The sequence below is a fragment of the Oceanobacillus caeni genome (assembly GCF_019037185.1).
Taxonomy (GTDB): Bacteria; Bacillota; Bacilli; order Bacillales; family Amphibacillaceae; genus Oceanobacillus; species Oceanobacillus caeni.
Map to the genome: position 1 here is coordinate 44904 of NZ_JAHHXM010000018.1, position 20359 is coordinate 65262.

At 38.3% G+C, this 20359-nt stretch carries 18 protein-coding genes; 14 read left to right on the top strand and 4 right to left on the bottom strand.

Annotated elements, in window-relative coordinates; all coding sequences use genetic code 11:
• The first annotated feature begins 84 nt into the window (after positions 1-84).
• From KM885_RS11010 to KM885_RS11030, 5 genes are all read left to right on the top strand, one after another.
• Positions 85-1692 carry a xylulokinase gene (locus tag KM885_RS11010; RefSeq protein ID WP_216883965.1) on the top strand — a complete coding sequence of 536 codons (1608 nt, stop codon included), beginning with the start codon at positions 85-87 and terminating at the stop codon, positions 1690-1692.
• A 22-nt stretch (positions 1693-1714) separates the two neighbouring features.
• Positions 1715-2410, top strand: coding sequence for an L-ribulose-5-phosphate 4-epimerase (locus KM885_RS11015; RefSeq protein ID WP_216883966.1), 696 nt, complete (start codon positions 1715-1717; stop codon positions 2408-2410).
• A gap of 38 nt (positions 2411-2448) precedes the next feature.
• Positions 2449-3873, top strand: a complete 1425-nt coding sequence (gene araA, locus KM885_RS11020) for an L-arabinose isomerase (protein ID WP_216883967.1) — start codon at positions 2449-2451, stop codon at positions 3871-3873.
• A gap of 720 nt (positions 3874-4593) precedes the next feature.
• The gene (locus tag KM885_RS11025; protein WP_216883968.1) at positions 4594-5580 is read left to right on the top strand and encodes a glycoside hydrolase family 43 protein; all 987 of its coding nucleotides are present in this window, start codon (positions 4594-4596) and stop codon (positions 5578-5580) included.
• Positions 5581-5596: 16 nt separating this feature from the next.
• Positions 5597-6847, top strand: coding sequence for an oligosaccharide MFS transporter (locus KM885_RS11030; protein WP_216883969.1), 1251 nt, complete (start codon positions 5597-5599; stop codon positions 6845-6847).
• Between the two features lie 379 nt (positions 6848-7226).
• Here the strand turns inward: KM885_RS11030 and KM885_RS11035 are convergent, their stop codons facing one another.
• Both KM885_RS11035 and cudC read right to left on the bottom strand, forming a co-directional pair.
• Positions 7227-8126, bottom strand: coding sequence for a glycine betaine ABC transporter substrate-binding protein (locus tag KM885_RS11035; protein WP_216883970.1), 900 nt, complete (start codon positions 8124-8126; stop codon positions 7227-7229).
• Positions 8127-8155: 29 nt separating this feature from the next.
• Positions 8156-8701 (bottom strand): choline uptake/conversion transcriptional regulator CudC, encoded by a 546-nt coding sequence (gene cudC, locus KM885_RS11040; protein WP_204797717.1) that lies wholly within the window; start codon positions 8699-8701, stop codon positions 8156-8158.
• Between the two features lie 232 nt (positions 8702-8933).
• On the opposite strand from cudC, the gene betB reads away from it, so the two are divergent.
• The 3 genes from betB (at position 8934) to KM885_RS11055 (ending at position 12560) form a co-directional block, all read left to right on the top strand.
• Positions 8934-10403: a betaine-aldehyde dehydrogenase gene (gene betB, locus KM885_RS11045; RefSeq protein WP_216883971.1), complete on the top strand. Its 1470-nt coding sequence runs from the start codon at positions 8934-8936 to the stop codon at positions 10401-10403.
• Between the two features lie 92 nt (positions 10404-10495).
• Entirely contained in the window at positions 10496-11704 is a 1209-nt protein-coding gene (locus tag KM885_RS11050; RefSeq protein ID WP_216883972.1) for an iron-containing alcohol dehydrogenase, read from the top strand.
• A gap of 670 nt (positions 11705-12374) precedes the next feature.
• Complete coding sequence (locus KM885_RS11055) at positions 12375-12560, top strand: type Z 30S ribosomal protein S14 (RefSeq protein ID WP_145523593.1); 186 nt, start codon at positions 12375-12377, stop codon at positions 12558-12560.
• 521 nt (positions 12561-13081) lie between these two features.
• Here KM885_RS11055 and KM885_RS11060 read toward each other — a convergent pair.
• Positions 13082-13768 carry a hypothetical protein gene (locus KM885_RS11060; protein ID WP_060667692.1) on the bottom strand — a complete coding sequence of 229 codons (687 nt, stop codon included), beginning with the start codon at positions 13766-13768 and terminating at the stop codon, positions 13082-13084.
• A 121-nt stretch (positions 13769-13889) separates the two neighbouring features.
• Here KM885_RS11060 and KM885_RS11065 point away from each other — a divergent pair, with 121 nt between their 5' ends.
• Entirely contained in the window at positions 13890-14639 is a 750-nt protein-coding gene (locus KM885_RS11065; protein WP_047185966.1) for a gluconate 2-dehydrogenase subunit 3 family protein, read from the top strand.
• Between the two features lie 63 nt (positions 14640-14702).
• Positions 14703-16418 carry a GMC family oxidoreductase gene (locus KM885_RS11070; protein ID WP_216883973.1) on the top strand — a complete coding sequence of 572 codons (1716 nt, stop codon included), beginning with the start codon at positions 14703-14705 and terminating at the stop codon, positions 16416-16418.
• Positions 16419-16660: 242 nt separating this feature from the next.
• Here the strand turns inward: KM885_RS11070 and KM885_RS11075 are convergent, their stop codons facing one another.
• A complete protein-coding gene (locus KM885_RS11075) occupies positions 16661-17170 on the bottom strand; it encodes a DUF3231 family protein (RefSeq protein ID WP_216883974.1) in 510 nt (169 codons plus the stop codon).
• A gap of 258 nt (positions 17171-17428) precedes the next feature.
• On the opposite strand from KM885_RS11075, the gene KM885_RS11080 reads away from it, so the two are divergent.
• From KM885_RS11080 to KM885_RS11090, 4 genes are read left to right on the top strand one after another with little or no spacing between them, the layout of a single operon-like run.
• Positions 17429-18760 carry a cytochrome ubiquinol oxidase subunit I gene (locus KM885_RS11080; RefSeq protein WP_216883975.1) on the top strand — a complete coding sequence of 444 codons (1332 nt, stop codon included), beginning with the start codon at positions 17429-17431 and terminating at the stop codon, positions 18758-18760.
• Positions 18757-19776: a cytochrome d ubiquinol oxidase subunit II gene (locus KM885_RS11085; protein WP_145523598.1), complete on the top strand. Its 1020-nt coding sequence runs from the start codon at positions 18757-18759 to the stop codon at positions 19774-19776. Before KM885_RS11080 ends, KM885_RS11085 begins: the two co-directional genes overlap by 4 nt.
• 14 nt (positions 19777-19790) lie before the next feature.
• Positions 19791-19904, top strand: coding sequence for a cytochrome bd oxidase small subunit CydS family protein (gene cydS, locus KM885_RS18270; RefSeq protein WP_371690282.1), 114 nt, complete (start codon positions 19791-19793; stop codon positions 19902-19904).
• A gap of 59 nt (positions 19905-19963) precedes the next feature.
• Positions 19964-20182 (top strand): hypothetical protein, encoded by a 219-nt coding sequence (locus KM885_RS11090; RefSeq protein WP_047185971.1) that lies wholly within the window; start codon positions 19964-19966, stop codon positions 20180-20182.
• The last annotated feature ends 177 nt before the right edge of the window (positions 20183-20359 follow it).

Sequence of the window (20359 nt, forward strand, 5' to 3'; positions counted from 1 at the left end):
AAGAGAAATGAAACAACTTAAGTAAAAAAGGGAAACTGCTCCTTTTGATTTAGTTTTGAAATTGCTATCAGAGAGGGGATTAACGTGAATACAAATCAAGTGAACATCAAGAAAGCGATTACTAAGGGAGAAACCTCGCTTGGAATCGAATTTGGATCTACACGTATAAAGGCAGTATTGATAGATAACCGTTTTGAAACAATTGCATCTGGAAGTTATGAATGGGAGAATCGTTTGGAAAATGGATTTTGGACGTACAACTTAGTGGATATTATCACTGGTTTACAAACAGCCTATAGTGAAATGAAGCAAGAAATTGAACGCAATTATGGAGTTACCATTCGGACAATTGGTTCCATTGGGTTTTCTGCAATGATGCATGGGTATATGGTCTTTGACAAAACTGGTGAACTACTTGTTCCGTTTCGAACGTGGCGTAATACAACAACTAGCGTTGCAGCAAAAGAATTAACTGATTTGTTCCAATTCAATATACCCGAAAGGTGGAGTATTGCTCATCTTTATCAAGCAATATTAAATGAAGAGAAACATTTGTCGCGTGTTGACTTTATGACCACTTTAGCTGGATTTATTCACTGGTTACTTACTGGAAAAAGAGTCATTGGTATAGGTGATGCTTCGGGTATTTTCCCAATTGATGAGTCATCGAAGGATTACGATGAATCCATGATTAAGCAGTTTGATGAAAAAATTGCTGATAAAGGTCTTCCTTGGAGCCTTAGGGATATTCTTCCTGAGGTTTATAACGGGGGAAAGCAAGCTGGTACACTAACTGAAATGGGAGCCAAAATTCTAGATAGATCACGAAATTTACAACCAGGCATTCCGCTTTGTCCTCCTGAAGGTGATGCGGGAACAGGGATGGTTGCTACGAATACTGTGAAGAAACGTACAGGAAATGTTTCAGTAGGAACTTCCGTATTTTCTATGATCGTATTAGAGAAAGGGCTCTCAAAGGTCTATCCAGAAATTGATTTAGTTACAACACCGAATGGAAGTCCGGTTGCGATGGTTCATGCAAATAACTGTTCAAGTGATCTTAATGCTTGGCTTGGTTTATTCCGTGAATTTTCCGAGGCAATGGGGCAAAAGGTGGAATCTAATCAATTATTCGAGGTGATGTTGAACAAAGCTTTGGAAGCAGATCCAGATGGTGGTGGTTTGCTTAGCTATGGTTATTTCTCAGGTGAAAATATAACAGGTTTAGAAAAAGGCCGGCCATTATTTGTTCGCTCACCAGAAAGTAATTTCAATTTAGCCAACTTCATGAGGACTCATCTTTTTACAGCATTTGGCGCCTTGAAAATTGGGATGGATATTTTGGTGAAAAAAGAAAACGTTGCCATTGATGGCATTTTAGCTCATGGTGGTTTATTTAAAACTCCTATAGTCGGGCAAAAAATTGTTGCAGCTGCAATGAATGTTCCCGTTTCTGTAATGGAAACAGCTGGGGAAGGTGGTGCGTGGGGAATGGCGCTTCTTGCTTCTTACATGTTGAATAAGGAGAGTAATGAAAGTTTGGAGGACTTCCTTGATAAGAGAGTTTTTAAAGATGTTGAAGGGAAGGAAATTTATCCTGATGGAGTTGACGTTGAAGGATTTGAAGAATTTATCGAGCGATACAAAAAAGGTTTAGTGATTGAAGAGGTTGCTGTAGCTAATTTGATATGAGAGGAAAACGGGAGGAATTAATGTGTTAGAACAATTGAAAGAAGACGTATTTGAAGCCAATTTAGACCTGCCAAAACACGGACTCGTAAAATACACATGGGGAAATGCAAGTGCTTTTGATCGAGATAGCGGATTATTTGTTATCAAACCGAGCGGTGTTGATTATAAAACAATGAAAGCTAGCGATATGGTAGTTGTTGATTTAGATGGAAATGTTGTAGAAGGAGAATTGAACCCATCATCGGATACTCCGACTCACGCTGTACTCTATAAACATTTTCCCGAAATCGGTGGTATTGTTCACACTCATTCCACTTGGGCAACGATCTGGGCGCAAGCCGGTCTTGATGTTCCGGCGATGGGAACCACTCATGCAGACACATTTTATGGGGCTGTTCCATGTGCTCGCTTCTTGACGCAAGAGGAGATTGACCGTGGATATGAAATCGAAACAGGGCGTGTCATTATCGAAACCTTTGAAGAACGTGGGTTAGATGTCTTGGCGGTTCCAGGTGTATTACTTCATGGCCATGCTCCATTTACATGGGGAAAAGATGTTCAATCAGCGGTGATGAATAGTGTCGTGCTTGAGGAAGTTGCCAAGATGAATTTATTTGCCCGTGAATTAAACAGTTTTGCTGAAGAATTACCACAAAGAATTTTGGATAAACATTATCTACGTAAACATGGGGAAAATGCCTATTATGGGCAAAAATAATACAACTAAACTATTAAACTACGAAAAGAGGAATTAGTATGTCAACAATGGGGAAAAAAGAATTTTGGTTTGTTGTTGGTTCGCAACATCTTTATGGAGAAGAAACGTTAGCAGAGGTTAAAGCAAATGCACAAAAAATAACAGATGCTTTAAATGAAAGCGGTATGTTACCTTATCCTCTTGTCTTGAAAGATTTAGCTGTAAATGCGGATCAAATTACAAATACGATGAAAGAAGTTAACTATCGTGATGAAGTTGCTGGTGTTATCACATGGATGCATACTTTTTCACCTGCAAAAATGTGGATTCGCGGAACGAAGTTATTACAAAAACCGTTGCTTCATTTAGCGACACAATTTAATGAAAGTATTCCATGGCAAACGATTGATATGGATTTTATGAACCTAAACCAAGCAGCTCATGGTGACCGTGAATATGGTTTTATCAATGCCCGTTTAAATAAACAAAATAAAGTTGTTGTCGGGTATTGGGAACGTCCTGAAGTGAAACAGCAAATCGCCGAATGGATGGATGTTGCGGTAGCCTATAACGAAAGTTTTAACATTAAAGTTGCTCGCTTCGGTGATAACATGCGTAATGTTGCCGTTACAGATGGAGATAAGATTGAAGCGCAAATCCAATTTGGTTGGACTGTAGACTACTTTGGTATTGGAGACTTAGTTCAATACGTCAATGCTGTTAAAGAAGAAGAAATTGATGCCTTATTCGCGGAATATGAGAAACTTTATGAATTTGATTATGGCACATACAGTAAGGAAGACTGGGAGTCTAGTGTAAAAGTACAAGCAAGCTATGAAATTGCTATCAGGCGTTTTCTAGATGATGGAGGTTATAATGCTTTCACTTCTAACTTTGAAGATTTATACGGCATGAAACAGCTTCCTGGTCTTGCGGTCCAACGTTTAATGGCGCAAGGGTATGGCTTTGCAGGCGAAGGTGATTGGAAGACTGCGGCTCTTGACCGTTTACTCAAAGTGATGAGTCATAACCAATCTACGGGCTTTATGGAAGACTACACCTATGAATTAGCTGAAGGCCAAGAATCCATCCTACAATCACATATGCTTGAAGTAGATCCAACTTTAGCAAGTAACAAACCAAAAATTATTGTATCACCATTAGGCATTGGTGATCGTGAAGATCCTGCCCGTTTAGTATTTGATGGAAAAGCTGGAGATGGTGTCGTTGTTTCTATGGCTGACTTTGGTACTCATTTCAAACTTCTAATTAATGAAGTTTCTGCATTTGAGCCAACTACGCAAGCTCCAAATCTTCCGGTTGCTCGTGTACTTTGGGAAGTGAAGCCAAACTTCCATGATGGAGTTAAAGCTTGGATCGAAAATGGCGGTGGTCATCACACAGTCGTATCACTGAATTTAACAACGGATCAAATTGTAAGCTATGCAAAACTGGTTGATTTAGATTACGTCGTTATTAAGTAAAGTTATCCACTCTCTGGGGAGGTCATGCTTTCCTGGAGGGGGAATATAAATAGTGTTTCAATATAATAACTTATATATGATATAGCGCTTTTTTTACTTGTATATATTTACAAAGCTATATAATAAAGGTCGTTGGATTTGGTCTATTTTTCTAGAGGAAGAACCTATTAAATAAGCAAAGCAATCATACGTAAATATGAATTAGAGCATGATTTAAACATCATTTAGGAAAAATGTTTAGAAGAAGTAGGTAGAAGATTATTCGATATCATGAGAGTGTTTCCATAGAAATAGTTTGTTAAGCAGAGTGTAAGGATAAAAACACACTCTGCTTTTTGGATTTAGATAGAATTATTTGCTGTTTATATGTTTCGATGAATACCTATACGTATATGATGTTATCCAAATTTGCCGAAATGCTATTGTAACTTATATTAAAAATGTGCTTTAAAAGTGTTTATATAGTTGTATGATTGGAAGTTTATTTGGATATTTATATAAAATGAAGTAGATAATTACAATAAATCTATATATGTACGTACATCATTTATATTGTTGTTGACACTTGTACGTTCGAGTGCTAATATAGTTCATAGATAGAGGCGGTTACAACATCTAATTGTATAATGGAAAATGATTAATAGTGTTAGTGTTAGTAGATTTTATTTTCCATAAATGTAAACCGCTTTCTCATTTATAGAAATTAAGGAGTGGATAGTTATGACAGAAGAAATAAATAATCCAATCGTTTTGCAAAGGGCAGATCCTTTTGTCTATAAACATTCAGATGGATTTTACTATTTTACAGGTTCCTATCCTCTGTACGATCGTATTGTTTTAAGAAGGGCAAAAAGCCTAAATGATTTACAAGAGGCGGAAGAAGTAGCAGTTTGGTGGAAACATGATAATGGGAACTTAAGTGAATTAATTTGGGCTCCTGAAATTCATCGAGTAAATGGAAAATGGTATATTTATTTTGCTGCAGCACCTGATAAAAATATTGATGATGATACATTTAACCACAGGATGTACGTTCTTGAAAATGCGTCTGATAATCCACTTGAAGGTGATTGGAAAGAAAAGGGTGAAGTTAAAACTGGAATGTCAACGTTCTCGTTAGATGCAACAACATTCTTTCATAAGGGAGAACAATTTTACGTATGGGCACAACAAGATTTAAATATTATGGGACATTCTAATCTTTATATCGCAAAGATGAAAAATCCTTGGACGCTTGCAACAGATCCGGTTATGTTAACAAAACCTGAGCTTCCGTGGGAAATCAAAGGATTTTGGGTAAATGAAGGTCCCGCCGTTTTGATTAGGAATGGAAAGGTATTTATAACTTATTCTGGTAGCGCTACCGGTGTGGATTACTGTATGGGACTTTTAACAGCTAATGAAGAGGATGACTTATTAAATCCGAATTCCTGGAAAAAGAAACAAGAGCCAGTATTCCAGAGCTGTCCCGAAAATGGACAATATGGGCCAGGACATAATAGCTTTACTGTATCAAAGGATGGTAACGATACCATTTTAGTTTATCATGCGCGTAACTACACGGACTTAGTTGGAGATCCGCTCTATGAACCGAACCGCCATGCGAGGGCACAGGAATTACATTGGGATGAAAATGGTAATCCGATTTTTGGAAAACCAGTACCAGATACAAGATGGACACCAGATACACCAGAAGTTTTGAAATAATGAGGAGTGTATAGAAATGAACAACTTGAAACAACTTAAGTTTTGGAATTTCGGCGGAATGTACTTTTTCTACTTTATGATATGGGCATTAATATTTGCCTTTTTACCATTTTGGCTACAAAATACAGCAAATTTAGATACAAGTGTTTCGGGTTTGGTTTTCTCGGCTATGGCTGTAACCGCTCTAATTCTAGAACCAATATATGGCGTGATTCAAGATAAACTAGGATTGAAAAAATATTTATTTGGTTTTGTTGTTTTATGTCTCTTATTTATAGGGCCGTTTGTTCAATTTGCATTTCTTCCACTTCTGCAATTTAATGCAATATTTGGAGCGATTATTGGTGGGGCCTACTTAAGTTTATGTCTAAACGGTGGTGTAGGTGTTGTTGAAGCGTATATCGAACGTTCCACACGTGAAAATAATTATGAATATGGCCATGTTCGTTTATTTGGGTCACTAGCTGGAGGAACAGCAGCATTTATTGGTGGAATCATGTTTGTTAGAAATCCATTTAGTATTTTCTGGGCTGCAACTTGTTCGGCAATTATTCTTGGAGTATTATTGTGGACAGTTAAAGTAAAGAATGAGGACACCAAGGCTAGAACAAATGTGGAAAAGGAAGAGGAATCCCCTGTTACTAAAGAAAATATAATGAATGTATTTAAAAATAGGAGTTTCTGGGGATTTTGTCTTATAATAATAGGTAGCGCTACCATGTTTGATGTATTTGATCAGCAATTTCCAAATTACTTTGCTAGTTTTTTCAATGATTCATCACGTGGAGAACTTGTGTTTAGTCGAATTGCATCTGTTCAGGTATTTCTAGAGGCTGGTTTTATGGTGTTAACACCATGGTTTATTAATAAAATTGGAGCAAAAAATGGTTTAATCTTAGCAGGTTTAATTTTATTTGTACGTGTATTAGGAGCGGCTTTCTTTACAGATATCTGGATGCTAGCATTTTGGAGATTACTTGCTTCTATAGAAATGCCTTTAATGCTTGTATCTATTATGAAATATATTACTGGTATTTTTGATGTCCGTCTATCGGCAACAGTTTACATGCTTGGTTTTAACTTTGCAAAGCAGATTGGTATAACTATTTTCTCTTCTGTTATGGGGCAACTATACAGAGTTATGGGATTCCAAAATGCATATATTGTAATGTCTATCATGGTTTTGGTATTTGTTATAGCTGGTGGGATTATTATGGTAAGTGATAAGAAACACCATAGCAGATTAGAGTTTCAATCTGTATCATGATAAGGTTTGCCAACTTTTAATTAAAGCGGATACAGGTGGAAAATTATAGAGCACTTTAAGCAATGAAGATGCGCTCAAAATCTTTTGGGAAAAGTCGAATCAAGCATTAGTAGGCTAAAAGATTTCCTATTATATTTGGTGATTTACGATGCAATCGCTTTACTATTCTATTCGTTTTGTTTGAACTGGATTAACAGTCTTATCGTGCTTGTCATCATAAAAAAAGGAAGTAATCACCCTTCACAATACGGGGTAATTACTTCCTTTTAGTACTACATTCATCGTTTATCAGCTACTATTTTATGGTAAGATTATCTACTTAATTGAATGCAACTGCTCTCACAGAAAAAGCGGAGGCAAGGAACCCGTTACCTCAGCTCTATTTCACCCACTCATTCACCAATTCCTCGTTATCTTCAATCCATTTTTCAGCACCAACCGTTGGATCTTCTCCGTTTTCTTCGGCTTCATTTACATAGCTCATTAACTCACCGATGGATTGGTCATCCATTTTCCATTTTTTTACCCATTCATTCACTTCTGGGAAATCTTCTTCAAAACCATGACGAGTTGCATGGTGAATCTTTTCGGCTCCCCCGAAGACTTCTTTAGGATCTTCTAAATATTTTAAATCTAATTCTGAAAATATACGATGAGGATTCCATAGCGGTGCAACAATCGGCTCTTCATCCTCCATAGCTTTCTCGATTTCTGTTAGCATTGCAGGTTCAGAACTAGGTATTAGCTCATAATCCAAATTATACTCTTTTATTACTTCTTCGGTAGTTAACATGGTACCCGCACCTGGGTCAAAGCCGGTAATCTCACCTTGGAATAATTCCTGATTTTCCCTTAGATCTTCTATACTATTGATATCCTCCATATAACTTGGAACAACTAATCCCACTTTTGCATTGTCATACCAAGTTTCTTCAGAGAAGTTAACTTTATCTTTATACTGTTTCACATATTCTTTATCTTGAACAGGTAACCACACTTCCAAATTAATATCTAATGCATCATTTTCCAATGCAGCCATTTGGGTCCCCATATCAAGCAGGTGAAAATTGACCTCATAACCTTTTTCTTCAAGAATAACTTTCCACATATTCGTAACAGCTATATTTTCTGCCCAGCTGATTTGCCCAATATTAATGGTCTTTTTTGACGCAGTATCTTTTTGTTTTGCTGATGTTGTGCCGTCTCCCCCTCCACAAGCACTAAGTAGCATCATAAGTACGATTGTGATAAGCCATATTTTCCCCTTTTTAAAATACATGTTTAAGCATCTCTCCCTTTAAATTATTTCTATTCTTTTGGTATAAATGTATAAATTTCCTCTGTTCGAATACTTTCTACCAATTTTTCAAGCCAACGGTAGTATACTTTTGATTGATTCAATAAATCATAATCTTTCTTTGCCTCGTTACGAATATCATTAGAGATAGACTCATCTTCATAAATCTCTAGTAAAAGTTTCTCTGCTTTTGCTATAGCTTCCATGTTTAATTTCACTTCACGTTCCCACATTTGGCAAAAATAGGCCATAAAGGAATGGAAAAAATCCTTTTCCGCTGCATACGTATGTTTTCTTGTGCCACGTTGAAATCTTTTCTTTACCATTTCAATTTGTTGTAGTTTACGAACATTGGTACTCATACTTGGTTTACTCATACCTAATTCTTCACGCATTTCATCCAAATTCATTTGATCTTTAAAATACATCGTGGCATAAATTCTTCCTGCTGCGGGAGTAACTCCATATAAATCCATTGTTTCGGAAATTGCTTCTATCACTTGATCTTGCGCATATTCTAACTTTTCTTTTGCCCTCTCATTATGTGCTTTATCCAATATAAATCCTCCAAATAAAAACGTTGTTCATTAAATTAAATTTCTTCTTAACAAACTTAATGTTAAACAAAAATAAAAATATGTCAAATGCTATATCTGGGGAATTATCTGAAAAAAATTAACTTTTCCCTTTGACAAAGGAAAATGGCTTATGTTAAATTAAATTTGTTCGGAACGTTAAATTTTTTCTTAACAAAATTAATCATTTTAATATGGATGAGGAGGGGATAGATTGGATATCAAGAAAAACTACATAAATGGCGAATGGGTTTCTGCCCTCTCTGGTGAAGTAAGAGAAATTATTAACCCATATAATCAAGAAGTCATTGCTGTTGTTTCGGAAAGTAAGGAAGAAGATACAAAACTAGCAATCTCTGCTGCAAGGGAGGCATTTGATCAAGGCGAATGGTCGAATACGTCCGCTACAGAACGTGGGCGTATCGTTGCTAAGATTGCACAGTTAATTGAAAGGGATAAAGAGGAATTAGCGGAGATGGAATCCCTTGATACTGGTAAAACAGTAGAGGAAAGTCGTGGTGACATGGATGATATTGCTGGTGTCTTCCGTTACTATGCTGAGCTCGCTGATAAAGATGGTGGAGAAATCATTGATTCTCCTATTCCAAATACCATCAGTAAAGTAGTGAAAGAACCTGTTGGAGTTTGTGGGCAAATAACTCCATGGAATTATCCATTATTACAGGCCTCATGGAAACTAGCACCAGCATTAGCTGCGGGAAACACGTTAATCATGAAGCCAAGTGAGATTACTCCACTCACTACGGTGAAAGTTTTTGAATTAATGGAAGAGGCTGGTGTGCCAAAAGGGGTTGTGAACCTTGTACTTGGTGCCGGCAATAAAGTTGGTGCAGAACTTTCTGCTAACGACGATGTAGACCTTATTTCCTTTACCGGCGGAATCCAAACTGGAAAAGGGATTATGCGGGCGGCAAGTGGCAATATGAAAAAAATTGCACTTGAGCTCGGTGGAAAAAATCCGAATATCATTTTTGCGGATGCCGATTTTGAAACCGCAGTTGATCAAGCATTAAATGCCGTATTTTTCCATGCCGGTCAAATTTGCTCAGCTGGTACTCGTGTCATTGTCGAAGAATCGATTCATGACAAATTTGTTGAGGCACTTGCGGAACGCGTGAAAAACATCAAACTTGGCAGCGGCTTTGATGAATCAACCCAAATGGGACCACTTATTTCAGAGACTCATTTAAATAAAGTCATAAATTATGTGGAAAATGGCATCAAAGAAGGCGCGAAAGTAGCGGTTGGCGGAGGACGTCCGACTGACCCAGAATTGCAAAAGGGATTTTTCTATTTACCTACTGTTCTAACTGATTGCACAACGGACATGGATGTCGTACAGAATGAAGGTTTTGGTCCTGTTATTACTGTAGAGAAGTTTTCAACAGAGGAAGAAGCTATTAAACTAGCAAATGATTCGATTTACGGCTTATCTGGTGGAGTTTGGACAAAAGATATTGCCAAAGCGGAACGTTGTGTTACTAAGATGCGCATGGGTACCGTTTGGATTAACGAATTTAATGTCTACTTCCCACATGCACCATGGGGAGGCTATAAACAATCTGGTATCGGTCGTGAATTAGGCAAAACAGGTTTAGAAGAATATCAAGAAACCAAACATATTTTTCAAAATCTAGACCCACAGCCGATTAATTGGTTTTAAAAGATTGGTAGGGTTTGAGATTGGGTTCGTGAAGATTAGGCTAAAGTTCACAAAAGGAATACGGAATTTCGTAACTATTAGGAGGAATAAACATGAGTTTAAACATGAAAGTAGAACATATGCACAAATTTCACCAATTTGAATTACCAACTGCAATTAAGCACGGAATTGGCTCCATCAAGTATGTAGGGGAAGAAGTTAAAAATCTTGGAGTTACAAAAGCACTACTTGTAACGGACCCAGGAATTTATAATGCTGGCGTAACGAAACCAATTGAAAAGCACTTAAAAGAGGCTGGAGTGGAAGTGGTACTTTTCAATAAAGTAGAACCAAACCCCCCTGTACGTCTCATTGCGCAAGGATCTAACGTGTATAAAGAAGAAAATTGTGATGGATTAGTTGCTGTTGGTGGAGGAAGCTCCATGGACACAGCGAAGGCAATCGGTGTAGAAGCAACGCATGAAGGCTCCGTACTAGATTACGAAGCAGCGGATGGAAAAAAACCATTAGAAAATCGCATCCCACCATTAACCACGATTCCAACAACTGCTGGAACTGGTTCAGAAGTTACACAATGGGCAGTTATCACAGATGAAGAGCGCGAATTTAAATTCAATACGGGTGGTCCATTAATTGCGGCTCACTTAACGATTATTGATCCGGAATTACATGTTTCCATGCCACCACATGTTACGGCAATGACTGGTATTGATGCTTTGGCACACGCAATTGAGTGCTATACCATGCATTATGCACAACCAGTAACAGATGCGGTTGCACTGCTTGCGATAGAGTACGTTGGAAAATACATTCGCCGTGCCTATGCAGATGGTGGAGATATTGAAGCACGTTATGGAATGGCACAAGCGGCAATGCTAGCGGGATTATCTTACGGTAGTGAATCTGCGGGTGCAGCACATGCGATGTCTCAAACATTAGGTGGGATTATCCCAGTTGCTCACGGTCAATGTGTTGCTGCAATGATGGGGCCAGTTATGGAATACAACTGGAAAGGCCATCCAGCTAAGTTTGCCCGCATCGCTCAAGCTTTAGGTGTAAATACATTCGAAATGACAACCGAAGAAGCAGCAAAAGCAGCTGTACATGAGGTTTATCAACTAGTTGAGGATTTAGAAGTTCCAACACTAGAGGAACAAGGTGTTTCACCAGAGATGATTGATCGTCTAGCAAAAGAGGCAATGAAAGATCCACAAACAATCGGGAACCCGAGAGATCTAACCGAAGAAAATTACAAATGGATTTATAAACGTTGCTTTGATCTAACGCCGAAGACATTATAAGACGCATGGGGATAAGGTTGAACTTTAAATGAATGGTGCAGTACTTTTAGGGAGAACTAGAAGTACTGCACTTTCTTTTTTTATGCTTTCCATAAGGATCGGAAGTATGGGATTCATTCTTTGATGACTTACCGAATGAGAGATCTTTTTCTAGATACGGTCACTCATTTGCATGATGAGTGACCAAGAGGGTACTTTTTATCTGGGTTCGGTCACTCATTCGCATGATGAGTGACCAAAGGGGTACTTTTTTTCTGGATTCGGTCACTCATTCGCATGATGAGTGACCAAAGGGGTACTTTTTTTCTGGATTGGGTCACTCATTCGCATGATGAGTGACCAAAGGGGTACCTTTTTCCTGGGTTCGGTCACTCATTCGCATGATGAGTGACCAAAGGGGTACCTTTTTCCTGGGTTCGGTCACTCATTTGCATGATGAGTGACCAAGAGGGTACTTTTTATCTGAGTTCGGTCACTCATTCGCATGATGAGTGACCAAAAGTGAGATCTTTTTCCGGATTGGGTCACTCATTTCCCAAATAGATAGGTGACTAAATGCTAGATGCAGGACTTCTCCCATGAATACGTTGCTTCCATAATTTGGCCGCTAGATAAAATTGAAAAACATGGTATAATAACGTTTTATTCATAAAAAGAAGGAGGATGCCGCATGGCGAAAAAGTCTTTAGTTGTAAAACAGGAAAAGCCACAAAAATTTGCAGTTCGTGAATATAGTCGTTGTAAGCATTGCGGCAGACCACATAGTGTGTTGAAAAAATTCGAATTGTGTCGGATCTGCCTTCGTGAATATGCAAATAAGGGTCAAATTCCTGGCCTAAAAAAAGCAAGCTGGTAATTTAATGAATTAATTTTTCCCTATAAGGGATGTTTATATAAATCATTTCGTTAAGCCTTGATATGTCTTCAAGGCTTTTTTTAGATGCTTGACAGAACACCCCTTTTTAATTAGGTGATGAAGGCAAGCCTTGAGTATTTTTTAAGAGATAAGAATGTATAAAAATTTAGCTTATTAAATCTTATCATAAGGAAGGCCACGTCCAGCTCCAGCGCTAAAGCCGTAGCGAGACTTCCTTCACCTCCGTACGATAAGTCAACATCGACTCACTCCCGTTCGTCGTGTTTCCTTTATCTCCTACGGCTCAGTCCAGTCCGTACGTCGTTAAACGGGCGCTTGCGCTTTTGTTAAATGTATAAATGATTGTGTTCGAACTCCTTCAACATGGAGAAAAACTTCTTCCAAAAATGTCCCAATCAACTTGAAGTCTGCTATCAAAAACGAGGCCAGTCTTTAAAAGAAAAGGACATTACATGTTATTTTGATCAACTATGTAATGTCTTTTTGTATATGAAGTATTTCTATTTTGCCATGTTTAACAATTGTAATAAATCGTCAGAGGCAGATTTGTAATTTTCTCCTTGAATATCATCTTTTATGTTCTCGATGATCGTTGTTGCATCCGGGTTAGTGACTGTCAGAACTTTTACATTGCCGTTGAATAGCTCATTTACCATAGCTTTTGCCTGGGATAAATTATCATGATCATCATTTTTAGGATTGACTCCATCTGGTTCTCCTTTTCCAGACATACCTTCGTCTCCGCTAAGTAAATTTCGTTGCATATTATCGTATTGATGATTGGTAGTTTCGGCTTTATTTCTAGCTAAAACAATCGAATCGTCAATTACGAAAACTTTAATACCTGTAATGCCTTCTCCTTTTAAAATGGACTCAAAATAGGAAGAAACGCCACCCTCATGGATTCCAGAGCTACCAATGGAACTGTAAATGTTTTGTCCTATTCCATTGTATGTATTTCCGTGAAGGTTTGTTGTCCTGCTTTTAGCATCGGTTTCACTTGGAATGATATCAGGATTTGATATATCTCTGTTTCCATGATCAGGATTTGCTGTGTTACTAACATTTTCAGTATTGTTGTTACTGTTATCGTTATCACCATGTTCTTGGTTATCGTTGTTGCATGCGCTTAAAAGCATGCTAATAACGATTATCACCATTGCAATTGTTATTTTCATTTTCTTCATTGTTTGTTACCTCCAAATTGTAATGTAGTTAATCATTAGGTTACCCAAAAATTATTAATGTATGAATGGTTATTTTTGGTCCATACTACATTTAAAGTAAGTAGGTTAGGAGGAATATTCTGTGACAAAGGATAATGAAAATAAAACATCTGAGGAAGAAAGAATATCCAGACGAAGGTTTATCAAAAGTTCAGGTGTAGCAGTTGGTGGACTAGCAGTTGGTGGTGTAATTGGAGGCTTGATTCCTTGGCGTACTGAAGATAACAAGCAACAGCGCCAAGCTGCAAATGAAACCAAAAACTATAACCAAGCCTTAATGTTTTTTAGTCAGGCCGAATTTAAAACTGTGGAAGCAGCTACCGAACGTATCTTTCCAAAGGATCATAACGGTCCGGGGGCAAAGGACCTTGGTGTGCCGTTTTATATTGACCATCAATTAGCGGGATCTTATGGATTTAATTCAAGAGATTATATGGAACCTCCTTTTTTTCATGGCGAAAAAGAGCAAGGTTATCAAGGCCGGTTAAAACGTCGGGAAATTTTCCGCGTAGGATTGCGGGAACTGCAAAATTATTCCCACCAAAAATATAAGAAGGAATTTAGTGAACTGTCGACAGAGGAACAAGATGACATCTTAAAAGATTTTGAGTCCGATAAGGTAAAACTTTCAACTATTTCTGCTAGCGGATTTTTTAATATGCTTCGTGGTGTAACTTTGGAAGGGTTGTATAGTGATCCGCTTTACGGTGGAAATATTGATATGGACGGTTGGAGAATGCGTGACTATCCGGGGGATCAAATGAATTATCTCGATGTTATTGAAGAGGGCTTTAAAAAAATTGAGCCTCGAAGCTTACGTGATCATATGTAATGATCATTATTTGTTGTAAGCATATATGAAAAATAATTTTGTAAATAAGGTGGTTTAAAACGTATGGTTAAAAAAATGCCAAAAACGGATGTTGTAATTGTTGGTGTTGGGTGGGGAGGAGGTATTATTGCCTCCGAATTAACGAAGCAGGGACTTTCTGTAGTTGGTCTAGAGAAAGGATTAGAGCGAAGTACCGAGGATTATTATATGGTGCATGATGAATTAAGGTATGCACTGCGTTATGAATTGTTCCAGGATTTATCTAAGTCCACACTGACCTTTAGAAGTAATGAAAAAAAGCGCGCTTTGCCAATGAGACATTATGGTTCATTTTTAATGGGGGAAGGAGTCGGTGGAGCAGGGGTACACTGGAATGGACAGACATATCGCTTCCTTCCATATGATTTTGAAATTCGTAGCCAAACGGTGGAACGTTATGGGGAAAAGAAAATTCCTAAAGGGATGACTATCCAAGATTGGGGCATAACGTATAATGAATTAGAGCCTTATTACGACAAGTTTGAAAAAATGGCAGGTATCTCAGGAGAAGAAAACCCATTAGGGGGAAAACGTTCCGACAAATATCCGACAGGGCCAATGAAGCATTCCCCACAAATGAAGATGTTTACAGAAGCAACAAAAAAACTCGGCTATCACCCATATACCGTTCCATCAGCAAATTTATCTGAACCATATACAAACCCAGATGGGATATCTAGAGCAGCTTGTCAATATTGCTCCTTTTGCGAACGATTTGGCTGTGAATATGGAGCAAAAGCAGATCCTGTTGTAACGGTTATCCCTGTTGCTAATAAAACAGGAAAATTTGACTTGCGCACACATTCATGGGTACGTCGAATCCTACATAAGGATGGAAAAGCAACAGGTGTACTATATACCGACTTGACGACCGGAGAGGAAATTGAACAACCAGCGGATGTAGTTGTAATAACGAGCTATGTATTCAATAACACTAAGCTATTATTAACATCCAAAATTGGACGCCCTTATGATCCAGCTACTGGTACTGGCGTAATCGGTAAAAATTATGCTTATCAAGTCGTTAAGGGTGCGGCAACTGGTTTTTACGATGACATGGAGTTTAATAATTTTGCTGGCGCGGGAGCGTTGGGAGTAGTAATTGACGATTTTAACGGTGATAATTTCGATCATTCCGACCTTAATTTTATCCATGGCGGCTATTTAGCATTAACTCAAACTGGTGCAAGGCCGATTCAAAACAATCCAGTTCCTAAAGGAACACCTTCTTGGGGAGCAGAGTTTAAGGATAAATCACTAAAGTATGCTAATCGCTCACTATCTGTCGGTGCAATGGGAGCAAGTATGCCATTTCGCCATCATTACTTGGATCTCGATCCAACATATAAGGATACGTTCGGAGACCCACTCCTTCGCATGACATTTGATTTTGAGGATCAAGATCGGGAACTGGCCAAGTTTACAGCCAAAAAAGCCAGAGGGATTCTTGAAGAGATGGGTGCTGATCATGTGGATGCTATGGAAGAACTTGGGCCATATGATATTACTGTTTATCAATCAACTCATAATACGGGCGGAGTAATAATGGGAGACAATCCAGATACGTCGGCCGTCAATAACTATTCACAGATGTGGGATATGGATAATCTATTTGTTGTAGGTGCATCCTCTTTTCCACATAATAGTGGTTACAATCCAACGGGGACGGTTGGGGCATTAGCTTATCGAGCGGCGGAAGGAATTATGACGTATTCCAAAAAAGGCGGTCAACTAGTATAACAAACTATAATAAAAATCATCCGCTGATGATAAGCAAGTCAGTCTGTTTCACGCAAAAGGTACACAGATATTTTTTCCCATTTTTAAAACATAATAGAACGGGCCCGAAAATTTCCACGGGTCCGTTCTTCATTTACTTTACTGGGGTTTTGCCCTAGCCTCTACTTTACCACGAATCTCACTAAAACAAATGAAGGCGCTACCGTCATGGCAATTCCTAACACTTTTTAATTAACTAACAATCATTCATCAGCTTTATAATGATGTAATGGTGGAGGAATTAACCATCCTTTTTCTTTATTCAATCGAAGAGCCTTAACCCCGAGTGCTGCTTTTTGCATATGAAACTGTCCAAACATCCCGGCAATGTCTTCTCTAATGGATTGCCCTATAATCGTACTGCATGCGACTAATCCAGCTGCAATATTTTCTGATAACATCGCGGCAATTTCTGGGTCAGTAAAACGTGCGCCAGCTGGAATGTCTTCTAAGTGGGCTTTAGGTCGTTCGGGTGGACTTGGAGGTAATCCAACTCCATTTTCTTTTAATAACGTTTCAATTTGTTGGATTTCTTGCTGGCCATTGTTAATAGTTTCCTCAAGCAACTTTAACAAATCTTCATCACCAGCATGATTTAAGTGAGTTTGATAACCTGCAATTGCTCCTTTTGCCGTTAATAAAAAGGACCATGTACCAAATACTTCCCCATAGTGCATCGGTTCATCTTGGGGATTACCACTTAAAATTCCCATCTTCATCCTCCTAAATAAATTCATTATAGTGCCACCTTTCTCTTATGCACCAATTGTTATGTTTCTCAAAACGGCTTATTTCATTCACCAAAGGGGAAATTCCTCGTCCTAGTTTAACTTTTTTAAAATGACGTTCAAATGTCCACGGATAAGTGACCTAAGACCCCATGGATAATTAATGAATACTCGTGCAAACTACAAGTATGGAACAATTATACTTGAAAGTTATGCCTTTAGGTTAAAGGAGGATTCGTGAACATGCTATTTGAAGATCCAGTGTTGGCTAGTAGATTTTTAACATTAATGACTCTTACCTTCCATATTATTTACGCAACCATTGGGGTTGGCGTGCCATTGTTTATTATGATTGCACACTGGATTGGAATTCGAAAAAATGATGAACATTATATTATTATGGCGAGGCGCTGGTCGCGAGGATACATGGTGACTGTTGCAGTTGGGGTTGTGACAGGTACAATTATTGGACTTCAACTTTCTCTGCTTTGGCCGAATTTCATGGAAATTGCGGGGCAGATTATCGCTTTACCGCTATTTATGGAGACCTTTGCTTTTTTCTTTGAAGCCATTTTCTTAGGAATCTATGCCTATACGTGGGATCGTTTTGATAATCAGAGAAAACACTTTTTATTATTAATCCCAGTTGCCATCGGTGGGGGAATGTCTGCTTTTTTTATTACGATTGTCAATTCGTTTATGAATACACCGACAGGATTTGAGATGGTGGATGGTGCACTTGTTCATGCAAATCCGATTGCGGCCATGTTTAATCCAGCCATGCCGACGAAAGTATCTCATGTCGTGGCAACCGCGTATATGACTGCTGCATTTTTATTAGCATCGATTACCGCATTTAAGTTATTAAAAGGTTCTAGGCATGTCTATTATAAAAAAGCTCTATACTTAACGATGAAAATTGGACTGATTTTTTCTATTGCATCTGCTATTATTGGTGATTTTTCCGGAAAACTTCTTGCTGAATACCAACCAGAAAAATTAGCTGCGGCTGAATGGCATTTTGAAACTGAGGGAGAAGCACCTTTGGTCATGTATGGCTTTTTGGATAAAAACCAAGAGGTCCACTATGCTATAAAGGTTCCCTATATGCTAAGTATTCTTGCACATAGTAATCCTACAGCAGAAGTGATCGGATTGAATGAATTTAAGCCAGAAGAAACACCTCCCCTCATTGTCCATTATTTTTTTGATTCCATGGTAACAATTGGGATGTTCTTATTGGTTCTTTCCCTTATTTATTGGATGGGGATTAGACGTCACTGGGCCTTTGTAAGATCTACATTCTTTCGTTGGTTGATTGTATTAAGTGGGCCGTTAGCCTTTCTTGCAATGGAATTTGGTTGGTGGTTAGCTGAAGTAGGAAGGCAGCCATGGATACTCCGGGGAATCATGACGGTAGAAGAAGCGGCAACATCCAGTGATTATGTCAATGTCATGATTGTTTTATTTGCTCTATTGTATATCGTTTTAGGGGTCGGTACCGTTGTGGTGTTACGCCGAATCTTTAAAAATAATCCAATCGAAGTAGAACTAAAAGGGAATGATTCACCATGAGTTTAGAAATTTTAGGAATAACTGTACTTTGGACATTTCTTTTCGGCTATGTCATTATCGGCTCCATTGATTACGGTGCGGGATTTTTTAATGCGTACAGTATTATCACAGGGAAGCAACATATTTTATCAAGGATTATTCAACAGTATTTATCTCCAGTTTGGGAAATTACGAATGTGTTCTTTGTTTTCTTCTTCGTTGGAATCGTTGGCTTTTTTCCACAAACGGCTTATTACATTGGAACGATTTTTCTTGTTCCGGGGAGTATCGGATTAATCCTTTTGGCCATTAGGGGATCTTATTATGCGTTTGAGACATATAGCTCTAGGGGGCATAAAGGTTATGCATTTATGTATGGATTAACAGGGTTATTAATTCCGGCCTCCTTATCGACTGTTCTGGCGATATCAGAAGGAGGATTCGTTTATCTAACTAATGGGAGTCCAGTGTTAGATTACGCGGCGCTTTTTACTAGCCCGTTATCATGGTCCATTGTTGTGTTAAGTATTGTAGCAGTATTGTATATTTCGGCGGTTTTTCTTACGTGGTATGCCAATCAAACGGGGGATGTAGAAGCAACCAATCTAATGCGAAAGTATGCGTTAATTTGGGCATTGCCACTCATCATTACCGCTGGTGGAATTGTCTATGAGTTGAGTTTTCATAACCCGGAGCATTATGAGCGAATCGTTAACCTGTGGTGGATGTTTGCGGTATCCTTCCTTTTATGGATCTTAACCGTTTGGTTCATTTGGAATCGAAAAAACTATGGAACAGCGGTTTGGCTTTTGATTGGGCAATTTATGTTTGCTTTTTATGCATACGGCATATCCCATTATCCATATATACTCTATCCGATTTTGACCATCCATGAAGGATTTACCAACCGTGCCATGGCTATTTCTCTAGTTGTCGTTTTTATTCTGGGATTTGCATTGCTCCTCCCGTCGTTGTATCTCGTATTTAAATTGTTTTTATTTAATAAGGAATATGTACAGGGAAAGTATAAAAAATAGGAGTGACACCCCTTATGTTCGAGGATTTTTTAATTTTTATTGCACCATTTCTTGTGGTCATCGTTTCCATCATTCTATCCTTCTTGGTTGCTTCAGCTGATTCGCCTGAATTGGAGGAAAAAAATTAATCTATCATGATCAATAATTTTTACCCATTAGGATACATTACCAATAGGAGGTGCTCACAATGACAAATAACAACAAAGAGAAATTAAATGAAAAGATTAACGTAAAACTTGGCGGCATGGAGCTTTATGGAACAACATCCAATGCTGAAGTTGCTGGATACAAAACTTCTGGAGATATTGAAAACGCTGGACAATTAGATAAAGGATTCCAAAGAGTGGAAGAAGAAGATATTTCCGCGACAGCTTCTGTTAAAGAAGGGGAGCAGGAGGAATATTGACGTAGATCCACAGGAATGTCTAGACCCCGCCACTCGATTTGCGGTTTGCGCCGAATACTGATATCAAGCGTATGTCTGCTGATATCTCAGTGCCAATTACGTAAGCGTCAAATATAGACCACCTTCTAATATTAATTGGGCTATGTAATAATCTCCTTAAGAAAATCTTTAAGGGGG

Bases quoted from the DNA above. Each gene is read 5' to 3' on its own strand.
- KM885_RS11025 (WP_216883968.1), top strand. From the start codon at position 4,594: ATGACAGAAGAAATAAATAATCCAATCGTTTTGCAAAGGGCAGATCCT.
- KM885_RS11080 (WP_216883975.1), top strand. From the start codon at position 17,429: ATGCTATTTGAAGATCCAGTGTTGGCTAGTAGATTTTTAACATTAATG.
- KM885_RS11030 (WP_216883969.1), top strand. From the start codon at position 5,597: ATGAACAACTTGAAACAACTTAAGTTTTGGAATTTCGGCGGAATGTAC.
- KM885_RS11090 (WP_047185971.1), top strand. From the start codon at position 19,964: ATGACAAATAACAACAAAGAGAAATTAAATGAAAAGATTAACGTAAAA.
- KM885_RS11050 (WP_216883972.1), top strand. From the start codon at position 10,496: ATGAGTTTAAACATGAAAGTAGAACATATGCACAAATTTCACCAATTT.
- KM885_RS11035 (WP_216883970.1), bottom strand. From the start codon at position 8,126: ATGTATTTTAAAAAGGGGAAAATATGGCTTATCACAATCGTACTTATG.
- KM885_RS11055 (WP_145523593.1), top strand. From the start codon at position 12,375: ATGGCGAAAAAGTCTTTAGTTGTAAAACAGGAAAAGCCACAAAAATTT.
- araA (WP_216883967.1), top strand. From the start codon at position 2,449: ATGTCAACAATGGGGAAAAAAGAATTTTGGTTTGTTGTTGGTTCGCAA.
- cydS (WP_371690282.1), top strand. From the start codon at position 19,791: ATGTTCGAGGATTTTTTAATTTTTATTGCACCATTTCTTGTGGTCATC.
- KM885_RS11085 (WP_145523598.1), top strand. From the start codon at position 18,757: ATGAGTTTAGAAATTTTAGGAATAACTGTACTTTGGACATTTCTTTTC.
- KM885_RS11070 (WP_216883973.1), top strand. From the start codon at position 14,703: ATGGTTAAAAAAATGCCAAAAACGGATGTTGTAATTGTTGGTGTTGGG.
- KM885_RS11075 (WP_216883974.1), bottom strand. From the start codon at position 17,170: ATGGGAATTTTAAGTGGTAATCCCCAAGATGAACCGATGCACTATGGG.
- KM885_RS11060 (WP_060667692.1), bottom strand. From the start codon at position 13,768: ATGAAGAAAATGAAAATAACAATTGCAATGGTGATAATCGTTATTAGC.